The organism is Starkeya sp. ORNL1 (assembly GCF_012971745.1).
Classification (GTDB): Bacteria; Pseudomonadota; Alphaproteobacteria; order Rhizobiales; family Xanthobacteraceae; genus Ancylobacter.
The window spans coordinates 2,200,277-2,223,138 of record NZ_CP048834.1 but is presented as its reverse complement, the minus strand read 5'-3'; the positions used below and the strand labels follow the sequence as shown (position 1 = coordinate 2,223,138).

Genomic DNA, 22,862 nt, shown 5'->3' with positions numbered 1-22,862 from the left:
CAGTAGCTTTGAAGTCAATTCAAAGCTGGTGGCGCAATGGACAATCGCGCAGGGGAGATGGAGGTGTTCGCGGCGGCCGCGGAGCTCGGCAGCTTTTCCGCCGCCGGGCGCCAGCTGAAGCTCACGCCTTCCGCGGTGAGCAAGCTCATCACCCGCATCGAGGACCGGCTCGGCACCCGGTTGCTGCTGCGCTCGACCCGCGCATTGCGCCTCACCCCGGAGGGCGAGCGCTACCTTGCCCGCGCCCTGCGCATCCTCGCCGAGATCGAGGAGACCGAGCGCGAGATCGCCAGCGGTTCCGAGGCGGCGCCGCGCGGCCGGGTGCGGGTCAATGCCTCGGTCGGCTTCGGGGTGCGCTGCATCATGCCGCTGATCCCCGAATTCCTGAGGCTCTACCCCGAAGTCGAGCTCGATCTGTCGCTCAACGACGGCATGGTCGATCTGATGGAGGGGCGCGCCGACATCGCCATCCGCTCCTCAGCCGCGGCGTTGCCGGATTCCAGCCTGAAGGCGCGCAAGATACGCGAGAGCCGGCGCGTCGTGGTCGCTGCGCCGAGCTATCTCGCAGTCCATGGCATCCCGCAGACGCCAGCCGACCTCGCGCGGCACAATTGCCTGCGCTTCAATTTCCGCCAAAGCCCTTATGAATGGCCGTTCCGCGACCCGGTGAGCGGCGAGGTGGTGACGCAGCAGGTCACCGGCAATTTCCTCGCCGACAATGGCCCGACGCTGCGCCAGCTCTGCGTCGAGGGGCTGGGGCTCGCCCGCATCGGCCAGTTCCATGTCGCTCCCGACATTGCGGAGGGCCGGCTGGTGCCGGTGCTGGAGCGCTATAATCCTGAGGACGTGGAACTGATCCACGCCATCTTCGCCGGCCACCAGCATCTGCCGGCAAGGGTGCGGGCGTTCGTCGATTTCCTGGCGGAACGGATACGCGGGGAGGCGTAAGGTCTCCCACTCGTCGTCGTCCTTACCCCCCATCGTCATCCCGGCCGGAGGCGTAGCCGGAGAGCCGGGATCGCAAGAAGGTGTTGCTCGGCACCTTCCTGCGATCCCGGATCGGCCTGCGGCCGTCCGGGATGACGAAAATGGTGAAGTCACGCCAACCCGCCACCACCATCGACCCGCAGCACCTCGCCGGTGCAATAGGTCTGGCGCATCAGATAGAGATAGGCCTGCGCGATCTCCTCGACCTCGCCGACGTGGCCGACCGGCAGGCGTTCCGCCGTGGCGCGATACAGCCCTTCACGATCCGCCTCGCTCATGTTCGACCAGAGCGGGCTCTTCACCACGCCGGGCGAGACGATGTTCACCCGGATCGGCGCCAGCTCCATGGCGAGTGCGCGCGTCAGCCCTTCCATGGCCGAGCAGATGCTCGCGCCGAGCGACCAGCCGGGATGCGGACGGGCACCGGCAAGGCCGGAGGTGAAGACGATGGAGCCGCCGGGCCGAATGCCCGGGCTGCCATATTTTGCCGCCATGAAGGCGCCCCAGTAGCGCAGCGCGAAGAAGCCGCGCGCCGTGGCGATTTCGGTGTCGTTGAGCGTGCCGAGCTGGAGCGTCTCGCCGGCGGTGAAGACCAGGTGGTCGAAGCCGCCGAGGCTGGCGAAGAATGCCTTCACCGCCGCCTCATCGGTGAGGTTAAGCGCCTGGCCTTGCGCCCCGGCCGGCAAGCCGGTGAGTGCTTCCTGCACCCGCGCCGTGCTGCTGGAGGCGATCACCAGCTCCGCGCCTTCTCTGGCTGCGGCCTCGGCGGTCGCAAACCCAATGCCCGAACTGCCACCGAGAATGACGATGCGTTGTCCCTGAAGTGTCATGATTTGTCTCCGATGCGTTGTCGGCACGGAGGATCGTTGGCGAAGTCTCTTGCGGCCAGCGCATCTTTGTCCATTCTATGATGCTAGAAAATCATCATAGGCCTTGACCGATGAGCTTCGATGGGCGCGTGGTCAGCGGCATTGGCGTCCTCGCCGCCGTGGTCGAGACCGGCAATTTCGCCCGTGCCGGGGAGGCGCTCGGCCTCACCCCCTCCGGGGTCAGCCGGGCGGTGGCGCGGCTGGAGGCGCGGGTCGGCGTGCGCCTGTTCGACCGCAACCCGCGTGCGGTGACGCTGACTGACGAGGGCCGCCGCTTCCACGCCAGCGTCGCGCCGCTGCTCGCCGGGCTGGAGGACGCCGCCAATGACGCCGCCGGTTCCGCCGCACTGGTGCGCGGCCGGCTGCGGGTGAACGTCGACGCCTGGTTCGCGCGATCCATGCTTGCCCCAAGGCTGCCGGCATTGCTCGCCGCCTATCCCGACTTGTCGGTGGAACTGATGGTGCGCGACACCATCGGTGACATGGTGGGCGATGGCATCGATGTCGCGGTGCGCTTCGGCGAGCAGGAGCCGTCCTCGCTCATCACCCGCAAGCTGATCGACACCCGCATCTTCACCTGCGCCTCGCCGGCCTATCTCGCCCGCCATGGCGAACCGCAGCACCCGCGCGATCTGGTCCACCACGAATGCCTGCACACCCGCGATCCGCTGAGCGGCCGGCCGTTTGCCTGGGAGTTCCACCGCGCTGGCGAGATCATCGAGGTGCCGGTGACGAGCCGGCTGGTGACCAATGAGCTTTCCACCAAGCTCGCCGCCTGCATCGCCGGGCACGGCATCACCCAGACCTTCGAACTCGGGCTCGAGGGCCTGCTGGCGAGCGGCGCGCTCAAGCAGATATTGCCGGATTGGGCGGAAGAGCGCTTCCCGCTCTATGTCTTCTATCCCTCGCGCCATCTGCCACCGGCAAAGGTTCGCGCTTTCCTCGATTTCGTCGAAGCCGACGTACTAGCCCGCTGACGACACCCGCCAACGACACTCGCTGATCTGGCCCGCCGCCGTGACCACTTCCGCCATGGCGTATAGAACGGGCGTCTTGCTTGGGCGCGCCGGGTTTTCCGCTTGTCTTGGCGTGGCCAGGCCCATAGATTTGCTTCAAGGGCAAATAATTAAAATCGTCTCGACGCTGACTGATCCTGACTTCATGTGGCGCAACACTCGCCATGGCGTCGGCGGCAATGAAGAGCGCCGGACGAATCCAGGATCGCGAAAGGATGTTCGGTTTCAGGCCACCGGGGGAAGGCCATGCATGACCAGATCAACGCCCGCGAATACAAGCTCTTGCTCGACGTTACGCGTTTCGGCCACGCGCCGTCGCTCGATGCGGCGAATGGTTTCTGGAACGAACGGCTGAAGCCGATCATCGACAAGCATCTCGACAAGCCGCGCCGCGGTAGCCGTTATGAACGGCAATTCGACAAGACGGTTGAGCGCACCATCCATTTCTTCGACTCCGAGACCCGCCAGCTGGACGGTTGCGGCTACTCGCTGCGCAAGCGTGCGCCGGTCAAGGGCAAGGCCAGGCCGGAGATCACCCTCAAGCTGCGCCTCGCCGACCTGTTCGCTGTTGCCACCACCGAACTGCCGGCCCGCGACGAGTGCGCCGACCCGCAATTCGAGGAGGATATCGCGCCGCTGGAGGTCGCCGATCCGAAGAGGGCCGGCGTCGTCACCATCGCCGATCCGCCCTCGATCCGCAGCCGCTTCGCGCTGTCGACCAGCCAGAGCCTGCCGCCGGCCGCGCGGCTGCGCACCTTTGCCGACGCCTTCCGGCTCTATCCCACGCTGAAGGAAAACCTCGCGGCGGCGCGCGCCCAAGGCGCGCCCAATGTCTCGCCGCGCACGCCATTGCGTTGCGGCCCGAAAGTCCAGGAGACCGTGTTCAGGGGCGCGCGGGTGCGCTTCGGCGACGGCATCGTCGGCAAGCTGGATCTCACGCACTGGCATCTGGCCGACCCGGCGCCCGAGCCGCGCGTGCTGGAGATCTCCTACACCTGCGACATCGTCTCGCGTCCCATGACCGGCGCCGCCGCGCGCCGGGCGTTCGGCTTCTTCACCGCCATGCAGCACGACCTTGGTGCGCTGGTGAATCTGCGCTTCACCAGCAAGACCGAGCTGGCGCTGCCCGGATTCGAGACGCCATAGGCCGGAGCAGGTTCCAATCGCGAAAGCGTCCCGCTCTTGCCGACGCTTCGCCCGAGACCGAGGTCATTCTTGACCGAGCGTCCCATATATTGGTGCTGCGTATCAAACCCGGCCGGCTGACGCTGCAGCGCACAAATTTGTCTTTGGAATGTAGTGGTCGAGGTGCAACTGTGCTGGCGTCAGCGGTTCCTCTCACTCCAGATGACACGCCATGCCCGATCCGCGCCGCAGTCCCAAGGCCCGCACCGCTGCCGCCAGGGCGGCGTCTGCTGCTTCCTCCGATGACACCGTGGCGGTGCCTCCCGGCCGCGAGCCGCTGCTGATTGATCTCGCCTTGCAGGGCGGCGGATCCCATGGCGCCTTCACCTGGGGCGTGCTCGACCGGCTGCTGGAGGAAGAGTGGCTGAAGATCGATGGCATCTCCGGCACCTCGGCCGGGGCGATGAACGCCGCCGTGCTCGCCGCCGGCTTTGCGGCAGGCGGGGCCGCGGGGGCTCGCGCCGCGCTCGACGTCTATTGGCGCCGCATCTCGGAGTCGGCGCGCTTCAGCCCGTTCCAGCGCGGCCCGCTCGACCGGCTGCTGGGGCGCTGGACGCTCGACACCTCGCCCATGTTCGTCGCCATGGACCTGATGTCGCGCCTGTATTCGCCCTACGACCTCAATCCCGGCGGCAACAACCCGCTGCGCGGCATATTGGAGGAGCTCATCGACTTCGAGCACCTCAAGGCGTCGCCGGTCCGGCTGTTCATCACCGCCACCAATGTGCGTACCGGCCGCGGCCGCGTGTTCCGCAATGCCGAGATCACGGCGGACGTGCTGCTGGCTTCCGCCTGCCTGCCGACGCTGTTCCAGGCGGTGGAGATCGACGGCGAGGCCTATTGGGACGGCGGCTATGCCGGCAACCCCACCATGACCCCGCTGGTGCGCGAGCTGGACTCCGACGACACCATCCTGATCCCGATCAATCCCGTGGAGCGGCCCGGCACGCCGCGCTCGGCCGCCGACATCATGAACCGCCTCAACGAGGTGTCGTTCAACGCCACGCTGCTGAAGGAACTGCGCATGATCGCGCTGCTGCGGCAGGTCGCCGATCCCGGCCACAGCGAAGGCGCCCAATGGGCGAAGATGCGGATCCACATGGTCCGCAACAACATCATGGATACGCTCGGCTATTCGTCCAAGCTGAACGCCGAATGGGAGTTCCTCAGCATGCTGCGCGACGAGGGTCGGCGCTCCGCGCAGGCCTTCCTCGACAAGGACGGCGACAAGCTCGGCAAGGAATCCTCGGTCGATCTCGACATCTTGCTCGAAGGTGTCTGAACCATGGGCCTGCTCGGTATCCTGGTCGGCCTCGGCCTCCTGATCTTCCTCGCCTTCCGCGGCTGGAGCGTGCTCTTGCTGGCGCCTGCCGCCGCTCTGGTGGCAGCGGTGTTCGCCGGCGAGCCGCTGCTGGCGCACTGGACCCAGACCTTCATGGGCAGCGCGGCGCGCTTCGTCGCGCAGTTCTTCCCGCTGTTCCTGCTCGGCGCGCTGTTCGGCAAGCTGATGGACGACAGCGGCTCGGTCACCTCGATCGCCGAGTTCATGACCGAGAAGCTCGGCCCCAGCCGCGCCATGCTCGCCGTGGTGCTGGCCGGGGCGCTGGTCACCTATGGCGGCGTCAGCCTGTTCGTCGCCTTCTTCGTGCTGGCGCCGATGGGCCTCGCCTTGTTCCGCGCCGCCGGCATTCCGCGCCGGCTGATGCCGGCGGCCATCGCGCTCGGTACCTCCACCTTCACCATGTCGGCGCTGCCCGGCACGCCCTCGATCCAGAACGCCATCCCGATGCCGTTCTTCGGCACCACGCCGTTTGCCGCGCCCGGCCTCGGCGTGCTCGCCTCCATCATCATGCTGGCCTTCGGCCTGTGGTGGCTGGCGCGCGCGGAGGGCCGCGCCCGGGCCGCCGGGGAGGGGTTCGGCGACGAGGTCGAGGCGGTGGGAGCCGCTGCGGACAGCGAACTGGTGCGCGAGCGCGCCACGGTCTCGCAATCCTTCGATCCGGCGGAAGCCGCGCACGGCGCCCATGCGCCCGGCGGGCCGCCGATCGCCTTCGCGCTGGCGCCGCTGATCGTGGTGGTGGTGGTCAATCTGCTGATGTCGCTGGTCGTGCTGCCGCGGCTCGACGTGTCGTATCTTGCCGAGGCCCGCTTCGGCGGCACTACGCTCGCCGCGGTCGGCGGCGTGTGGTCGGTGGCGGTGGCCCTCGCCGCGGCGATCCTGACCGTGGTGGGGCTGAATTTCCGCCGTTTCCCGGCGCTGCGCGCCACCATGGATGCCGGAGCGAATGCTTCCGTGCTGCCGATCTTCTCGGTGGCGAGCCTGGTCGGCTTCGGCGCCGTGGTCGCCGCCATGCCGGCCTTCGAGCTGGTGCGCAGCTGGGTGCTCGGCATCGAGGGCGGGCCGCTGGTGTCGCTGGCGGTCGCCACCAATATCCTCGCCGCGCTCACCGGCTCGGCCTCCGGCGGCCTCACCATCGCGCTGGATTCGCTCGGGCCGACCTTCATGAAGATCGCCGCGGAGACCGGGCTCGATCCGGCCTTGATGCACCGCGTCGCCGTCATCGGCTCGGGCACGCTCGACAGCCTGCCGCACAATGGCGCGGTGGTGACGCTGCTGGCGGTGTGCGGCACCACGCACAAGCAGAGCTATCTCGACATCGTCATGGTCGGCATCGTCGGCGCCGTACTGGCGCTCATCGCGGTGATCGTGCTCGGATCGATGGTCGGCTCGTTCTGAGGTTCCCAATCCACGTCATCCTGAGGCGCGAGCCCACGGGTCTTGCCTTTGGCAAGCCCGAGGACAGGCTCCGCGAGCCTCGAAGGATGCTGAAGCAGAAGACGTCATCGGGGATGGGCATCCTTCGAGGCCCGGCTGGCGCCGGGCACCTCAGGATGACGTGGCTAAATCTACGCGCGTGATCAGCGTATGCCCTCTTCGGCGATGGTCTGTCCGGCGACCTCGGCGATCGCCTTGTCCTCTTCGGTGAGGCGGGTCTTCTTCCACCCGCCTTGCGCGAACCAGCAGACCGAGACGATGGCGACGGCGATGCTGGTGATCGGGAACGACAGCCACAGCCCCTCGGCCCCAAGGCTGGTGTGCTTCGAGAGGATATAGGCCAGCGGGAACTGGAACAGGAACTGGCCGACCAGCGCGATCGCCATGGCGACCAGCATGTTCCCCGAGGCGCGGAAGGCAGAGACAATGCACAGCTGCACGCCGACCCCGCCCCAGGCCAGGCACATGACGCGGATGAAGCGGACCCCCTCATCGATCACCTGGCTGTCGCCCGGAATGAAGAAGGCGACCAGGGACGGCGCGAACGCATAGGCGATCACCCCGATCAGCGTGAGCACCACGAGGCCGGCGACGGTGCCGAGCATCGTCACCCGCGCCGCGCGATCGACGTTCCCCGCACCGATGTTCTGGCTGACCAGCGCGGAGACCGCCATCGACAGGCCCATCGCCGGAATGGTGACGAACTGCAATATGTTGGAGCCGACGCCATAGGCGGCGAGCGTGACGGTGCCGAAGCTCGCCACCAGGAACGACATCAGCATCGGCCCGAGGCCGCGTGTCGCCAGCTCGATCGATCCCGGCACGCCGAGGAAGAAGGCGCGCCTGATATAGGCCAGATCCGGCCGGAAGCCGCTCCAGGTCAGCTGGATGCCGTGCCGCCCGCGCAGGAACACGGCGAGGCCGAGCACGGTCGCCAGCGCCTGCGTCACCAGCGTGGCGAGCGCCGCGCCCATCACGCCCTGCGCCGGCAGCGGGCCCCAGCCGAAGATGAAGAGCGGGTCGAGGATGAAGTTCAGCAGGACCGTGCCGAGCACGATCAGCAGCGGCACCCGGGTTTCGCCGACGCCGCGCATCAGCGCCTGGAACATCGCATACATGAAGACGAAGATGACGCCGATGAAGGAGACCCGCATGAATCCGAGCGCGCCCTCGAAGACATCGGCCGCCACGCCCAGCAGCGCTAGCAGATAGGGCGCCAGCATATAGCCCGCCGCGCCGAACACGACGGAGGTGAGGGCGACCATCATCATGGTCTGCGCGGCGACATGATTGACCATGTCCTGCCGCCCGGCTCCCATATATTGGGCGGACAGCGTCGCCCCGGCGATGGCGAGGCCGGCGCCCAGCGCGATCACCAGGAACATCACCGGGAAGGTCACCGACACTGCCGCCACTGCCGCCGCGCCCAGCCGGCCGACCCAGAAGGCGTCGGTCAACTGGTAGCCGGTCTGCAGCACATTGCCGAGGATGATCGGAATGGCGAGCCGCAGCAGCGCCGGGCCGATGGGGCCTTCGAGCAGTAGCTTGCGACGATCGTGCCGTACGGATTCTTGCATGCGAAATCCTTGCGCCCGTTGCTCCGCGAGGGACAGACCCGGCGCGATTGTTAGATCGTCCGCTCTATGAACTACGACCGGAGGGGCCTGACGTCAAGAATTGATAGAGCGATCGTTCTGGTATATCACTCGGACCATGCGTAAGGTCGATCCCGTCAGGCACGGGGAAAAGCGGCGAGAGATATTGGAGGCGGCGGGGCGATGCTTCGTCCGCGACGGCTTCCGCGGCGCCTCGATCGCGGCAATCTGCGCGGAAGCACGGATCAGCCCCGGCCACCTCTATCATTATTTCTCCAGCAAGGAGGCCATCGTCGCCGCCATGGCCGAGATCCGGCTGGAAGAGGCGGCAGCACGCTTCGGGCAGTTGGCGGAGGGCTCCAGCGTGCTGGAAGCGTTCCTCGCGCAGTTGGATCGGCTCAATTCCCGGCGCCACGGCGCGGTGCAGCCGCTGCTGCTGGAAATGCTCTCCGAGGCCGGTCGCGATCCGGCAATGGCGAAGGTGGTGCAGGACACCAGCCGGGCGGGGCGCGCCTTGCTGGCCGAGGTTCTCCGCAAGGGCCAGGCCCGCGGTGAGATCGATACCAGCCTCGATCCGGAGATGGCGGCGGCGCTGCTGATGAGCCTGATGGACGGCGCCAAGGCCATGAGCATCCGCGCCCCGGATCTCGATGGAAAGGCGGCCGTCGAGCTGTTGAAAATGATGATCGGGCGGTTCCTGGCACCCGGCGGGCAAGCCGCGGAGGATAGGCCTCACACGTAACCAGCGCGCGTCAGTGCCGGCGTTCAGGGACGTCGCGGCTTCTTTCCTTTTGGCTTGCCCTCGAACGTGTTCGGTCGACCGCTGCCCAGCTGTCGCTCACCGGTGCTCTGGCCCGCAGGCTTCGGCCCGCGCGGCCTCTCGTGAGCGGGCTTCGCGTGTTCAGGCTTCGCGTGCGCAGCTTTTCCGTGGGCTGCCTTGCCGTAACCGGGCTTGTCCTGCGCAGGCTTGTCGCGGAACGGCTTGTCCCGGAACGGCTTTTCGCGCGGCGCCTTTTCGTAGGGCGGTTTTTCATGCGCCGGCTTGCCGCGCGGCGCCTTCCCATGCGGTGCCTTCCCCGGGCCGGACCCCTCGGGGCGGCCGACCGGGGGGCCGCCGGGCAGCGGCTCTATCACCACGTCGGAGCCGTCCGCCTTGCGCAGCGCCTTGCTGAAGCGGTCAACCGCATCGATGCCGACCTCGAATGCGGTCTCCTCGTCGAAGATGCGGATGACGCCGATATCCTTGCGCGTCACGTTCCCGCGCCGGCAGATCAGCGGCAGCAGCCAGCGCGGATCGGCATTGTTGCGGCGGCCGATACTGAGGCGGAACCACGCGCTGCCGCCGGCGCCCGACGGCCCGTCGAACGCGCGCGGCGCACGCTCCCGAACGCCGCGCGGCTCGCCGGGGTCGGCGACCTCTTCCGGCGCCGGCAGCCCGGCGCGATAAAGGCGCACCAGCGCCGCAGCCAGGTGCTCGGCCGAGTGCGCGGCAAGCAGCGTGTGGGCGGCGGCGGCATCGTCCTCGCTCGGCTCGTCGGTCAGCACAGGGTCGCGCAGCATGCGCTCGTGGTCGAGCTTGCGGATATCGTCCACGGTCGGCGGCCCCGACCATACCGGCGTGATACCGAGGCTCCTCAGCAGTTCCTCGGTGCGGCGACGGCGGAACGGCGCCACCAGCAGCGCGCTCACCCCCTTGCGGCCGGCCCGTCCGGTGCGCCCGCTGCGGTGCTGCAGGCTCTCCGCGTCGTTCGGCAGCTCGGCATGGATGACGAGGCCAAGGCTCGGCAGGTCGATGCCGCGCGCCGCGACATCGGTGGCGACACACACCCGCGCGCGGCCGTCGCGCAGCGCCTGGAGCGCCTGGTTGCGCTCGTTCTGGCTGAGTTCGCCGGACAGCGCGACCGCGGAGAATTGCCGCTCCTGAAGCGTGGCGTGCAGGTGCCGGACCTTCTCGCGCGTGTTGCAGAACACGATGGCGCTGGAGGCGTCGTAGAAGCGCAGCACATTGACGACGGCGTGCTCGACTTCCGACGGGTTGATGCGGATGGCGCGGTACTCGATGTCGGCGTGGCCGCCTTCCGCGCTCGCCACCTCGATGCGCAGCGCTTCGCGCTGGTAGCGCTTGGCAAGCGCGGTGATGCCGCGCGGCAGCGTCGCCGAGAACAACAGGCTGCGCCGCTCCGGCGGCGTGGCGTCGAGGATGAATTCGAGGTCCTCGCGGAAGCCGAGGTCGAGCATCTCGTCGGCTTCATCGAGCACGGCCACCCGCACCGCGGAGATGTCGAGCCGGCCGCGCTCCAGATGGTCGCGCAGGCGTCCGGGCGTGCCGACCACGATGTGGGCGCCCTGGTTGAGCAGGCGCTGCTCCTGGCGCGGGTCCATGCCGCCGACGCAGGAGACGATGCGCGCGCCGGTCGCCGCATAGAGCCACGCGAATTCGCGCTGCACCTGCAGCGCCAGTTCACGGGTCGGCGCCACCACCAGGGCCTGCGGCGCGCTCGCCAGGGCGAAGCGCTCGTCGGTGCCGAGCAGCGTATCCGCCATGGCGAGGCCATACGCCACGGTCTTGCCGGAGCCGGTCTGCGCGGAAACCAGCAGGTCGCGTCCCGACGAGTCGGGCGCCAGCACGGCAAGCTGTACCGGCGTCGGGTTGTCGTATTCGCGTTCGGCCAGAGCGCGGGCGAGCGCGGGATTGGATGTCATGAAGGGCATGGCTGGTTCCGCCTATCTCGCAATGTCGTCAGGCGTCGAGCGGGAGCCATCGGATTGGGGTGAGGTACGTCGTCTTAGTCGAGCCGAAGCCGGGATACCATGGCCGCCACGGTATGGTCCAACGGTGCGCTTCATGGCGGAGGCGGATCTTCGGTCGCGCACGCCTCACTGAAGCAGCGCGCCGCAAGATCGGGACGCCTCGCCAAGGCCTGGAACGCTCAGCCCATCGCAGCCTCGCCTTCGCGCGCTAAGCTCGCGGCCCCGCCGCGTTCAAGGACCACTTTATGCTGACCCGTCGTTCTTTGCTGACCTCGCTGCTCGCCGCCTGCGCTCTGGCGCCGCTCGGCGTCGCTGCCTTGCCGTCCGAAGCTGAGGCACAGGCACGGCCGAACCGCGCTCCGCCGCCGCCACGCCGCGAACGGCGCCCGCCGCCGAAGCGCGGCCATACCTGGATTCCCGGCCACTGGTCATGGGACGGCCGCCGCGGCTGGGTGTGGAGCGAAGGCTTCTGGGACCGCAACCGCTCCGGCCACCGCTTCACCGGCCCCCGCTGGGTGTTCCGCCGCGGCCAGTGGGTCTATGAGCCCGGCCGCTGGGTGCGGGCGTGGTGACGTCCTTTTCCTCTCCCCGAGGGGAGAGGTGGCCCGCGAAGCGGGTCGGTGAGGGGGAACACCGTTGCCGAGCGGCGAAGGCCCCTCACCCCAACCCTCTCCCCAATGGGGAGAGGGGAAAAAGTCGGCCGCGGGCGTTCGCCAGCAATCTATTTCCCCCCAAAAAAACAAGAACCCCGCCGTGAGGCGGGGTTTCAGTGTTTGGCCGTCTTCGACGTCTCAGCGTCGAATGGCGTCCGGCCGTTCCTGCGGGGAAACGCGGCCGGATGTCGAGTGGGTCAGAACTCGACAGCGTCTCGCGAGATCGGGCAGGTCATGCAGTGGCCGCCGCCGCGCCCGCGCCCGAGCTCGGCGCCGGTGATGGTGATGACCTCGATGCCGGCCTTGCGCAGCAGCGTGTTGGTGTAGGTGTTGCGGTCATAGGCGTAGACCACGCCCGGTGACGCGCAGACCAGGTTGGCGCCGCTGTCCCACTGGGTGCGCTCGCGCATATAGGCGGTGCCGCCGGTCTCGACGACGCGGATCGAGGGCAAACCCAGGGCTTCCTTGACCGTCTCCACCAGACCCTTGTCCTTGTGCAACTCGATGCCGCCCTTGCCGTCCGGGCGATAGGAGAAGCACTCGATGGCGTTGACGATGTCGGGATAGAGCAGCACGCAATCCCGGTCGGCGAAGGTGAACACGGTGTCGAGATGCATCGCCGCGCGCAGCTTCGGCATGGCGGCGATGATGACGCGCTCGGCGGCGCCCTTGGCGAACAGCGTGCTCGCGAGCTGGCTGATGGCCTGGCGCGAGGTGCGCTCGCTCATGCCGATCAGCACATTGCCCTTGCCGATCGGCATGACGTCGCCGCCTTCCAGCGTGGCGAGCCCCCAATCCTGCGTCGGGTCGCCCCACCACACATTCACCTTGCCGGCGAAGTCGGGGTGGAACTTGTAGATCGAGGTGGTGAGGATGGTCTCCTCGTGCCGCGCCGGCCAGTAGAGCGGGTTCAGCGTCACGCCGCCATAGATCCAGCAGGTGGTGTCGCGGGTGTACAGCGTGTTCGGCAGGGGAGGGAGCAGGTACTCGTTCACGCCGGCGGCGTCGCGGATCAGTGCCAGCGTCTCGCCGCCGATGGTCTCTGGGAATTCATAGGTCGAGAGGCCGCCGATCAGCGTCTCCGCGAGGTCGCGATTGGACAGGCCCTCGAGATAGGAGCGCACCTCGTCGACGAAGCCGAGCCCGATCTGGTTCGGCACCACCTGGTTGTCGAGGATCCATTTCTTGGCCTCGGGGATGGCGACGGTCTCAGCCAGGAGATTGTGCATCTCCACGACGTCGACGCCGCGGTCGCGCATCTTGGTGATGAAGTCGAAATGGTCGCGCTTGGCATTGTCGACCCAGAGCACGTCGTCGAACAGCAGCTCATCGCAATTGCTGGGCGTGAGGCGCTGGTGGGCGCGCCCGGGCGCGCAGACCATGACCTTGCGGAGCTGGCCGACCTCGGAATGCACGCCGAAACTGGTTTCCATGGTGAGGCTCCCGATGTCGCTTCTTGTCAGGGTGTGATGATGCCGGTCAGCAGGCCATAAGCGCCCACGCCACCCGCTATGAGCGTGACGGCGAAGACGATGACCTCGGCCGGCGTGAAGATGCGGGCGTTCTGCTCGCGTCGGGCCCAGAAATACAGGATGGTCCCCGGCACGAAGAGCACCGCCACCAGCAGCACATATTTCGGCCCGGCAGCGATAAACATGAACACGGTGTAGATCGCGGCGATCCAGGCGAAGATCTGGTCGCGGCCGCGCTGCTCCGGCGTCGTCTCGTATCCCACGCCGCTGCGGGCAAGCAGGATGCCGTAGCCGGCGACGAGAAGGTAGGGCAGCAGCGCCGTCACGCTGGTCATGTCCAGCATGAAATTGAAGGCGTCGCGCGACCAATAGGTCGAGATCACGAACAGCGAAACGACGATGTTGGTCAGCCACAGCGCGTTGGCGGGCACCCGATTGCCGTTCTGCGCCGCGAACAGCTTCGGCATGTCATTCGACTTGGCGGCGGCGAACAGCACCTCGGCGCAGATCAGCGACCAGGCGAGATACGCGCCGAGCACCGAGACCAGCACGCCGATGGAGATGAGCACCGCTCCCCAGTGCCCGACCACGAGTTCGAGGGCGCCGGCCAGCGAGGGGTTCTGCACGCCGGAGATCGCGGCCCGGGGCGCCGTGGCATAGGGCAGCAGCGTCACCGCCACCATCAGGCCGGTGACGCCGACGAAGCCGAGTATCGTCGCCTTGCCGACATCGGAACGCTTCTTGGCAAAGCGCGAATAGACGCTCGCGCCCTCGATGCCGAGGAACACGAACACCGTGATCAGCATGGTGTCGCGCACCTGCGCCAGCAGCGTCTTTTCCGGCATGCCGACGCCGCCGAAGAAGTTCTCCGCGAACTTCGAATAGTTGAAGAAGAAGATGAACGCCAGGATCGCGACGATCAGCGGCACGATCTTGGCGACGGTGACGACGCTGTTGATGAAGGTCGCCTGCTCCACCCCGCGCAGGATCATGAAGTGGAACGCCCAGATGCCGATCAGCGATACGATGATCGCGGTGATCGAACTGCCGTCGCCGAACAAATCAGGGAAGAAGCGCCCGAGCGTCGAGCCGATCAGCACCCAGTAGAACACGTTGCCGAGGCAGCTTCCCAGCCAGTAACCGAAGGCCGAGAGGAACCCCATATAGTCGCCGAACCCGGCCTTGGCGTAGGCGAAGACGCCGGAATCGATGTCCGGCCGCTTTTCAGCCAGCGCCTGGAACACGCGCGCCAGCATGTACATGCCGGTGCCGGCGATCAGCCAGGCGATGATGGCGCCGAACGGGCCGGTGGCGGTGGCAAACCGGCCCGGCAGATTGAAGATGCCGGCGCCGACCATGGAGCCGACCACCATCGCGGTCAGGCTCGGCAGCGACAGCTTGTCCTTCGTTGCATTAGCCGGTGAATCCGTCATGCCGCACGCCCCGCAGTCGTGTAATCGATGGACCGGGAATCTCTATATCCCCTCGCCGCACCGCAGGAATGAGCGGGCAATCCCAACTCTGTGCAGGCCGTTCCAATTTACGGGCACGCGTACCAAGCAAAGTGCGCGCGATGTCTTCCACGCAGTCGCGGGAAGCCGAGGCGAATACATATAAAATTCACAATGTTCGGCACTGCGGCGCGAATACTTCGCAGTCGCAGCATCAATATTTCGCGACGTCCGGCTCAGCGCCTGGCCGGGCTGCCGAGGCGATGACGAGGCCGCCCAGCAGCAGCAGTGCGCCGGCGATCTCGCGCCCCGACAGCGTCTCGCCGAACAGCGCGACGCCGATCAATATGGTCCAGAGCGGGACCAGATAGCCGACCATGGTGCCGACCGTCGGCCCGGCGATCTGCAAGATGCGCATGAACATGATGAGCGGCACCGCGGTCGCCATCAGGCTGAGGATGACGAGGTCGCCGACATGGTTGGTCGCCGCGGCGAAGGCGCTCGGCCCGCTCATCGCCAGCACGATGGCGAGGCATGGAAAGCCCGAGAACACCAATTGCCCATAGGCCAGCCGCGAGGGCGAGGCCTGCGGCACCATGCGCACATAGATGTTGCCGAGCGCATAGCTCAGCGGCGCACCGGCCATGGCCAGCGTGCCGGGAAACGAGCCGCCGCTGCCGTGCAGCAGGTCGAGCCCGCCGAGCAGCAGGATCAGCCCACCAAGGCCGAGCAGGATGCCGATGCCGCGCCGGGTCGTCATGCGCTCGCTGGCGAAGAACAACGGCGCGATCACCGCCACGAGCAGTGGCGTCGAGGCCTGGATCAGCGAGGCCAGCGAGGTGGTGATCTCGCTCAGCGCATAGACGGTGAGGGTGTTGGGGATGATGACCTGGAACACGCCGAGAATGGCCCAGTCCCGCCATTCCCGCCCTTCGGGGAGGATGCGTTCGCCGAGCCCGAGGAACCAGATCGCCATCAGCCCGCCGCCCAGCACGTCGCGCAGCGCGGTCAGCGCCAGCGGCGAGATGTCGACGCCGATGCGCTTCATCAGCAGGAAGGCCGGCGCCCACAGGAAGGAGCACAGCAGCATCTGCCCGAGCAGCGCCGGCGTGCCGGTGCCGGCCGCGAGGCGGCCGGGTTGTGTGTCGGACATCGTGCAGCCCCGCCTCGCCCCGTACCGTCATGTGACGGTAAGATCGCAGCGACCGCAAGCGGCTAGACGGTTGCCCGCATCATTGGCCGGCGGCCGCCCCCGAGGGCTGGCCGTAGGCGCGGCGCATGGCGGGATCGAACACGGTGATAGGCGCGGTGATGGCAGCGCCCGCGGTCTGGCCGACACCGATCGCCGCCGCGCCGATGCGCTCGCCGACGCTGGGGTCGGAATCCGTCACCGTCTGCCCGGCGACCAGCCGGGTGCCGATCAGTTGCACCACGTCGGGGGATTCGGCGAACTTGTTGTGGTTGAAGGCGTCGCCGCCACGCAGCGCGCTCAAATCGATCACCACGATGCCGGCCTTCTCCAGCCGCGCGTAATAATCCGGGGATTCCGGGTCGATCTGGCCGAGCCGGTCGACATTGCCGGCGAGCCGGCGCGACAGCCGCAGCGCCCGGTCGTCCTGCGAGGTGAAGATGGTGAAGCGCGCCTGCGGCCGGTTCAGCGCCCGCCACTGCATGGCGAACACGTCGACATCGAGATCGGGCGAGGCGAGGATGACATTGTGGATGCTGGCCGGCAGCTCGCCGCGCCGGATCGCCATCTGCCGCAACCCCTCCATCGCCAGCCACGCCCCCATGGAGTGCGCCATGATGGTGACGTCGCCGACCTCAGGGTCTTTCGCGATACGCCAGACCGTCTCCTCGAAGGCGTCGCGCGAGAAGTTCGCGCTCTCGCGGTCGAAGCCATAGGCGAACACGCTGCCGCGCGAGGGCCAGGTGAACAGCACCGGCGCGGCATTGGCGCCGGAATCATGGGCGATCTGCGCGAAGCGATAGACCGCATCCTCGAAGCGGTTGTTGAAACCGTGGACGAAAATGAGGACGCGCCGGCTCTTCGGCAGGTTCTGCTTCAGCCAGCCGCGGGCCTCGCCGACGCCGGCGAGAGGCTTGACGCCGAGCATGGCGAATTCGCGCTCGGGGTCGGGCGGCAAGCGCTGCGGCCATTGCACCTCGCCGACCCGGCGGTTCTGCTCGGGTGGGATGGAGACAGTGAAGGCGCTCAGCGAGACGCCCGGGCCGCGCTCGCCGGTATAGAGGGTGCCGGGATCGCCGGAAGGCGCACGGGTGGTGGCGACCAGCATGTCGACCCGCGTGGCGTCAGGCGCCGCGGCCTCGACGGGCGCGAGCACGCCGGTCGGCCGGTTGGAACATCCGCCCGCAAGCACGCAGGCCAGCATCACCACGGCGATACGCATAAGGTCCCCAATCACCCCCGCAGGCAACGTCCCCGGTCTATAGCCGGCCTTCATGTCGCTTGCGCAAAGCCATTTCTTGCATGTTCACGGCGCCAGCCGCAACGCCGCGCCGAGCGCCAGCACGATGGCGACGAGCGCGATCCCGGCCACCGGCCATTGCCGCAGGAAGCCGTCGGCCCGCTCCAGCGCGGCGCCGAGCCGTGCCACCAGTGGCGTGGCCGCCTCCGCCAGCACCACGATGTCGCCTTCGGGGATGCGCGGCAGCCTGAGACGGCGCAGCAGCAAATAGAGCAGGCCGCCGATGACGAGCGGCCAGGCCGCATTCCACAGCGCGTCAAAGCCGAACATGGTGGAGGGCGCATAGCCGGTCACCGTCCTGAGCAGCATCCAGGGCACGATGAGTGAGGCCGCCGCGGTCGCGGCCCAGGGCAGCAGCAGGTCCGGATCGGCGGGCGTGTCGTCGGCGGCCCTGGAGAAGCCCGCCAGAACCTGCAGGAAATGCAGCATCAGCAACGCGCTGCCCGCGGCCGCGAGCGAGGCCAGAGCGGCGACGAGATCATCGCCCATCAGCCCCTTGGCGGCATATTTGGCCAGCGCGCCGCTGGTCAGCGGCAGGCCGGCAAGGCTCAGCGCCAGCACCGCGCAGACCGGCAGGATCCAGATCGGGCGGTGCGCTCCGCTGGTCGCCACCACGCCGACGCCAAGGAACAGCGCGCCTTTCACCAGCATGTGGTGCAGCGCGTAATAGGCGGCGAAGTCGGCGGTGAGCGGCGATCCCATCGCCATGCCGGCGCCGAGCACCGTGGCGATGAAGCCCATCTGGCTGACGGTGGAATAGGCCAGCACGGTCTTCGGGTGCTGCTGGGTGATGCCGATCAGCACCGCATAGAATGCGGTGACGAGGCCGAGCGCCATCAGCACCGCGCCCCAGTCCGGCAGGCCGACATCGAGCGGGAGAAAGCGGATCAGCCCGATCACCCCGGCCTTGACGACGATGCCGCTGAGCGCCGCCGAGGCCGGCATCGGCGCCACCGGATGGGCGAGCGGCATCCACACATGCAGCGGCACCAGCCCCATCTTCAGGCCGAAGCCGAGGACCAGCAGGATGATGATCGTGCCTTCCCAGGGCGAGCCCGGCAGGCTCGCCAGCGCCTCGCCGATCAGCGGATTGCCCTGCGCGCCGGTGGCGAGCATGACGAAGGCGAGCAGCAGGAAGGCTTCGCCGAGTATGGCGAGCGTCATGTAGATGAAGCCGGCGCGGTCGGCGCCCGGCGTGCCTTCGTGCGAGACCAGCCCGAACGCGGAGAGGCTGACCAGCGCGAACATCAGGTAGAAGCTGGCGAGATCGGCTACGACGAAGACGCCAAGGCTCCCCGCCAGTGTCAGCAGCCACCACACCGCGAAGCGCGCCGCCTTGGGATCGTCCGCCATGTAGCTGCGCGCATAGAGCCCGGCGAAGGTCCAGAGGATTGCCGCTCCGCCCAGCAGCATGGCGCCGGGATGGTCGAGCGCCAGCACCATGCGCAACGGGTCCGGCGCCAGCACCAGCGCGCCGCCGGGCGCGAACAGCGCGGTGGCGAGGCCCGGCAGCGGCGCAAGGGGCAGCAGGTCCAGCGCGTGGGCGCGCACCCACGGCTTGATGCAGGCCGCCACCATGAGGAGCGGCAGCGCCAATGTGATGGCGAGCAGCAGGCCGGCGCCGGTCATGGAATAACCCCCGTGGCGCGGCCGATGGCGAGATAGGCGAAGGGCTGCAGCGGCACGAAGCCGATGACGAGCGCGCAGATGGCGAGCGCCAGAGGCACCGCCTCGAGGCTGCGCGCCACCGGCCGGATCTCCACGCCTTCGGCCGGATCCGCCGTCGCCTTGCCGATCACGCGGAACACATAGCCCGCCGCCAGTACGCCCCCGGCAAGGATCACCACGGCGATCCACCATTGCTCCAGCATCACCGCGCCGCTGATCAGCATCACCTTGGCGTTGAAGCCGCCGCTTGGCGGCAGGCCCATCAGCGACAGGCCGGCCAGCGCAAAGGCGAACACGCTGATGGGGGCCGCCTTGGCGGCGCCGGCGAGGTCGTCGATGCGGTCATGGCCGAGCGCCTCGGCAATCAACCCGGCGGCGACGAACATCGCTGCCTTGGCGAAGGCGTGGGACACCAGCTGGAGCAGGCCGCCGCTCCACGCCAGTGTCTCCCACGGCGCGTCGCTGGTGGCGAGCGGGAACATCAGGAACAGATAGCCGACCTGCGCCACCGTCGAATAGGCGATCATCAGCTTCAGCCGCGCCTGGCGCAGCGCCAGCACGCTGCAGAACAGGATCGAGGCGGCGCCCAATGCCGCCAGCATGTTGGCGGCAAGCAGGCCCTGAGCCGGCAGCAGGTCGAACCACAGCCGCACGATGAGGAAGAACGGCGCCTTGATGACGAGGGCCGAGAGCACGGCGCTGGCCGGGGCAGGGGCCCCGGCATGGGCGGGCGGCAGCCACAGATGCACCGGGAACACCGCGGTCTTCGCCATCAGCCCGCCGACCATCAGCGCGATGGCGAGCGAGGTAGCGAGATCGTCGCGGGCAACCGTGCGCAGCGCCGCGAAATCCAGCATGCCATAGGCGCCATAGATCAACGCCACGCCGAGCAGATAGAAGACGGAGCCGACCAGCGCGAACAGCAAATAGCGCAGCGCCGCCTGCAGCGTGTCGGCCTTGCCGTTGAGGCAGACCAGCGGCACCGCGGCGAAGGTGAGCAATTCCAGCGCCACGAACAGCGTGAACAGGTCCTGCGCCAGGAAGACCAGGTTCAGCGCGCTCCACAGCGCCAGCAGCAGCGCCCAGAAGGTGAAGGGCACCCGCGCTTCCCTGACGCCGTCCGGGGTGTGGAACTGCATGCAGGCCGAAATTCCGACAAGGCCGAGAATGATGGCGCTCATCACCATCATCACCGCCGAGGCGCCGTCGGCACGCAGCATCAGCCCGAGCGGCGGTGCCCACCCGCCGAGCGTATAGCTGAGCGCCTCGCCGCTGCGTCCGACCGCGACGGCGATGGCAATGACCACCGCCAGCGTGGGCGGATAGACCAGCCAGGCGATGCGCTCCGGCGCGCGCATCGGCACGGCGAACATCGCCGCGACGCCGACCGCCGGCAGCATCAGCGCCAGCACCAGCAGGAAGCCGCCGCTCATGACGCGTCATCCTCGTGCTCGACCTCGATCAGCCGCAGCAGCAATGCGACGGCGAGCGCGGAGGCGGCGAAGGCGACGACGATGCCGGTGATGACAAGGGCTTGCGGCACCGGATCGCCGGTGAAGCCCGCTCCGGCACCGCGCTGTGCGGCAACGCCGAACAGCAGGAAGACACCGGCGCCGACGAGGTTGAACGACAGCAGCTTGCGCAGCGCGCCCGGGTGCACGATCAGGCCGTAAAGGCCGATGCCGATCAGCCCGGCGGCCATGATGCCGAACAGCGTGGCGGGGCTCATCGCGGCGCCTTCGCGGCGGGGCCGGCGACCATCAGCGCGATGATGACGGCGATGGAGAGCGTCAGCGCCGCTTCAACCGCGACGATGATCGGCTTGGCGAGCCCGGGCGGGTAGGCGAGGAAGCCGTCGGCGATGAAGAAGCCGGCAAAGCCCACGGCGAGGAACAGCGCCGGCCCGGCGAACAGCGCGAGGCGCACCCAGCGCGCCGCGGTCTCCGGCGGCTTTGACAGCCCCGCCATCATCACCAGCAGCCACATGCCGGCAAGCACCGCGCCCCCCTGGAAAGTGCCGCCGGGATGATCGGCACCGGCCCAGACCAGATAGATGCCGGCGACGATGCCGATCGGTGGCAGCACCCGCGCCAGCAACGTCAGCGAGCCCTTCGCCACGCCGTCATCGAGCGCAGGCGGCGCGCCGCCCCAGCGCCCGTCCTGCGTCAGCGACCAGACGCCGAGCAGCGCCAGCAGCAGCACCACTTTCTCCAGCAGCGTGTCGAGCGCGCGGAACGCGAGCAGGACCGCGGTGACCGGATTGCCGAGCCCGAGTTCCGGCATCGGCGCTGCTGCCTGCGCGGCAAGGCTCGGCGCCGGTTCGGGCATATCCAGCACAACCGCCACGATGGCGACGACCAGCAGCACCGGCAGCGCCGCGGCGACGATGCGCAGGATGATACCGGGTGAGGGCGTATCCGAGACGGAAGGCCGCAGCCGGCCACAGGCGCGCAGCAGCAATATGCCGGTCGCCCCGCCGCCGATCGCCGCCTCGGTGAGCGCCACGTCGACCGAGCCGAGCCGCACCCAGACCACCGCCAGCAGCAGGCCGAGCGCGATGAAGCCGATCACCGCCGTCCTCGCTCCATTGGCATTGACCACCAGGAGCGCGACGCCGAGCACCAGCAACGCCAGCGCGCTATCGAACACCATCATCATGCGCGCGGCCCGCCTCGCGGCGCCCCGCCGGCCCGCGCGGTGCGGGCGATGAGCTGGCTCGCCGCGGCGCTGGCGAATTGCACCAGGAGCCACACCAGCACCAGCTTGAGCGCGCTCGCAACGCTGCCGGCCTGCGGCAGCAGGCCGAGCACGATCAGGCCGAGGCCGAGATTGTCCGCCTTGGTCAAGGCATGCAGCCGGCTGAGCGGATCGGGAAAGCGCAGCAGGCCGACCGTGCCGGCCAGAAAGAAGAACGCACCGGCGGCAACAGCGAGCACGGTGAAGGCGCCGAGCAGCAGGCTCATCGTTCGCCCTCCGGTCCGGCGCGGCGCGGCACGAGGCTCAGCGCCGCCGCCGCGAGCGCGGCGAGCAGGGCCAGCGTCAGCGCCACGTCGGCGATGGCGTCGATGCCCTGGGTGGCGGCGAGCAGCAGGCAGATCGCGGCGCCGCCGGTGCCGAGCAGTTGCGCCGCCATCATGCGGTCGGCAGCGGAGGGGCCGCGCAGCAGCCGGACGAGGCCCAGCGCCACGCTGGCCAGCACGAAGAGGGCGGCGGCGGCGAGGAATTCAGCCACGGGGAGGCACTCCCGTACGTTCCTTTGAGGCACCTATCGCGGTTTTGAACTGCGCCTCCGCGGCGGCGAAGCGCGCGGCGATCGGCTCGCCGGTATCCAGCGCATGCACCAGCACCACGTCATCCGGCTGCTCGGCGACCGGCAGCGAGCCGGGCTGCAGGCTCACCAAGGCGAGGAAGGCATCGCGCGACAGGCCCGCCGGCAGGCTCGCCGGGCAGGCGACATAGCCCGGCCGGAACGGCAGGCGTGGATCGAACGCGCGGCGTGCCACATCGATGCCGGCGGCGAGCGACTGGCCGGGAAAGCGCAACGCGAGGCGGGCCAGCCCGACCGGCGAGGGGCGGGCAAGTCCCGATGGCAACAGCGAAAGGCTCGCCCATGCCGCCAGCCCGGCGGCGGGAAGGCCGATGGCGAGGTCGAGTGGTCCGATCCCTGCCATCGCCACCCAGGCGAGGTAAAGCGGGGCCGCGCGAACCAGCGTCGCGCGCAGTGGGAGGGCGGCGAGCGCGCTCATGCGGCGCTCGGCCCTGCAGCCGCCGCAGGCTTCCTTGATGGCGCAATTCGGCAGTCGCGGCACATTTGCGCAGGGCTCCCGTTCCGAGGCGGGGGGACCCCCGCCTAATTTCTTATGGTGCTATGTTCCGCATCATGCAATAGGCATATAATGGAGTTGCGTGCCGACGTTGTTTTGTATTTCCTGCCAGTAAGTCGGCACCAC

At 68.3% G+C, this 22,862-nt stretch carries 21 protein-coding genes and 1 pseudogene; 8 read left to right on the top strand and 14 right to left on the bottom strand.

Annotated elements, in window-relative coordinates:
- Positions 1-36 precede the first annotated feature (36 nt).
- On the top strand, positions 37-948 hold the full coding sequence (locus G3545_RS10770) for a LysR family transcriptional regulator (protein WP_170012386.1): 912 nt from the start codon (positions 37-39) through the stop codon (positions 946-948).
- Between the two features lie 149 nt (positions 949-1,097).
- On the opposite strand, the gene G3545_RS10765 is transcribed toward G3545_RS10770, so the two are convergent.
- Entirely contained in the window at positions 1,098-1,817 is a 720-nt protein-coding gene (locus tag G3545_RS10765; protein WP_170012384.1) for an SDR family oxidoreductase, read from the bottom strand.
- Between the two features lie 110 nt (positions 1,818-1,927).
- Between G3545_RS10765 and G3545_RS10760 the strand changes: the two genes are divergently transcribed.
- The 4 genes from G3545_RS10760 to G3545_RS10745 all read left to right on the top strand — a co-directional run bounded on the left by G3545_RS10760 (position 1,928) and on the right by G3545_RS10745 (position 6,794).
- Positions 1,928-2,833, top strand: coding sequence for a LysR family transcriptional regulator (locus G3545_RS10760; protein WP_170012382.1), 906 nt, complete (start codon positions 1,928-1,930; stop codon positions 2,831-2,833).
- A gap of 285 nt (positions 2,834-3,118) precedes the next feature.
- Positions 3,119-4,018 carry a hypothetical protein gene (locus tag G3545_RS10755; RefSeq protein WP_170012380.1) on the top strand — a complete coding sequence of 300 codons (900 nt, stop codon included), beginning with the start codon at positions 3,119-3,121 and terminating at the stop codon, positions 4,016-4,018.
- Between the two features lie 211 nt (positions 4,019-4,229).
- Complete coding sequence (locus G3545_RS10750) at positions 4,230-5,339, top strand: patatin-like phospholipase family protein (protein WP_170012378.1); 1,110 nt, start codon at positions 4,230-4,232, stop codon at positions 5,337-5,339.
- 3 nt (positions 5,340-5,342) lie between these two features.
- Positions 5,343-6,794, top strand: a complete 1,452-nt coding sequence (locus G3545_RS10745) for a GntP family permease (RefSeq protein WP_170012376.1) — start codon at positions 5,343-5,345, stop codon at positions 6,792-6,794.
- Between the two features lie 182 nt (positions 6,795-6,976).
- Here the strand turns inward: G3545_RS10745 and G3545_RS10740 are convergent, their stop codons facing one another.
- A complete protein-coding gene (locus G3545_RS10740; protein ID WP_170012374.1) occupies positions 6,977-8,410 on the bottom strand; it encodes an MATE family efflux transporter in 1,434 nt (477 codons plus the stop codon).
- Between the two features lie 136 nt (positions 8,411-8,546).
- Between G3545_RS10740 and G3545_RS29680 the strand changes: the two are divergent.
- A pseudogene (locus G3545_RS29680) lies at positions 8,547-8,720 on the top strand (helix-turn-helix domain-containing protein); the annotation flags it as partial.
- A gap of 9 nt (positions 8,721-8,729) precedes the next feature.
- Positions 8,730-9,170 carry a TetR-like C-terminal domain-containing protein gene (locus G3545_RS10735; protein WP_246702880.1) on the top strand — a complete coding sequence of 147 codons (441 nt, stop codon included), beginning with the start codon at positions 8,730-8,732 and terminating at the stop codon, positions 9,168-9,170.
- A gap of 23 nt (positions 9,171-9,193) precedes the next feature.
- On the opposite strand, the gene G3545_RS10730 is transcribed toward G3545_RS10735, so the two are convergent.
- Positions 9,194-11,140, bottom strand: coding sequence for a DEAD/DEAH box helicase (locus tag G3545_RS10730; RefSeq protein WP_170012370.1), 1,947 nt, complete (start codon positions 11,138-11,140; stop codon positions 9,194-9,196).
- Between the two features lie 284 nt (positions 11,141-11,424).
- On the opposite strand from G3545_RS10730, the gene G3545_RS10725 reads away from it, so the two are divergent.
- Positions 11,425-11,751, top strand: a complete 327-nt coding sequence (locus G3545_RS10725) for a YXWGXW repeat-containing protein (protein ID WP_170012368.1) — start codon at positions 11,425-11,427, stop codon at positions 11,749-11,751.
- A 278-nt stretch (positions 11,752-12,029) separates the two neighbouring features.
- Here G3545_RS10725 and G3545_RS10720 read toward each other — a convergent pair whose 3' ends face one another.
- The 11 genes from G3545_RS10720 to G3545_RS10670 form a co-directional block, all read right to left on the bottom strand.
- A complete protein-coding gene (locus G3545_RS10720; protein ID WP_170012366.1) occupies positions 12,030-13,265 on the bottom strand; it encodes an arginine deiminase in 1,236 nt (411 codons plus the stop codon).
- A gap of 26 nt (positions 13,266-13,291) precedes the next feature.
- The gene (locus tag G3545_RS10715) at positions 13,292-14,737 is read right to left on the bottom strand and encodes a basic amino acid/polyamine antiporter (RefSeq protein WP_170012364.1); all 1,446 of its coding nucleotides are present in this window, start codon (positions 14,735-14,737) and stop codon (positions 13,292-13,294) included.
- 232 nt (positions 14,738-14,969) lie between these two features.
- On the bottom strand, positions 14,970-15,908 hold the full coding sequence (locus G3545_RS10710; RefSeq protein WP_170012362.1) for a DMT family transporter: 939 nt from the start codon (positions 15,906-15,908) through the stop codon (positions 14,970-14,972).
- A 79-nt stretch (positions 15,909-15,987) separates the two neighbouring features.
- Positions 15,988-17,166, bottom strand: coding sequence for an alpha/beta hydrolase (locus tag G3545_RS10705; protein WP_170012360.1), 1,179 nt, complete (start codon positions 17,164-17,166; stop codon positions 15,988-15,990).
- 84 nt (positions 17,167-17,250) lie between these two features.
- Positions 17,251-18,873, bottom strand: a complete 1,623-nt coding sequence (locus tag G3545_RS10700; protein WP_170012358.1) for a complex I subunit 5 family protein — start codon at positions 18,871-18,873, stop codon at positions 17,251-17,253.
- Entirely contained in the window at positions 18,870-20,345 is a 1,476-nt protein-coding gene (locus tag G3545_RS10695; RefSeq protein ID WP_170012356.1) for a proton-conducting transporter membrane subunit, read from the bottom strand. The genes G3545_RS10700 and G3545_RS10695 overlap by 4 nt, the downstream gene beginning before the upstream one ends.
- Positions 20,342-20,641: an NADH-quinone oxidoreductase subunit K gene (locus G3545_RS10690; RefSeq protein ID WP_170012354.1), complete on the bottom strand. Its 300-nt coding sequence runs from the start codon at positions 20,639-20,641 to the stop codon at positions 20,342-20,344. The genes G3545_RS10695 and G3545_RS10690 overlap by 4 nt, the downstream gene beginning before the upstream one ends.
- Entirely contained in the window at positions 20,638-21,570 is a 933-nt protein-coding gene (locus G3545_RS10685; RefSeq protein WP_170012352.1) for an MnhB domain-containing protein, read from the bottom strand. The genes G3545_RS10690 and G3545_RS10685 overlap by 4 nt, the downstream gene beginning before the upstream one ends.
- Positions 21,567-21,875, bottom strand: coding sequence for a monovalent cation/H(+) antiporter subunit G (locus tag G3545_RS10680; RefSeq protein ID WP_170012350.1), 309 nt, complete (start codon positions 21,873-21,875; stop codon positions 21,567-21,569). The genes G3545_RS10685 and G3545_RS10680 overlap by 4 nt, the downstream gene beginning before the upstream one ends.
- A complete protein-coding gene (locus G3545_RS10675) occupies positions 21,872-22,144 on the bottom strand; it encodes a monovalent cation/H+ antiporter complex subunit F (protein ID WP_170012348.1) in 273 nt (90 codons plus the stop codon). Before G3545_RS10675 ends, G3545_RS10680 begins: the two co-directional genes overlap by 4 nt.
- Positions 22,137-22,658, bottom strand: a complete 522-nt coding sequence (locus tag G3545_RS10670; RefSeq protein ID WP_170012346.1) for a Na+/H+ antiporter subunit E — start codon at positions 22,656-22,658, stop codon at positions 22,137-22,139. Before G3545_RS10670 ends, G3545_RS10675 begins: the two co-directional genes overlap by 8 nt.
- Positions 22,659-22,862: the final 204 nt, after the last annotated feature.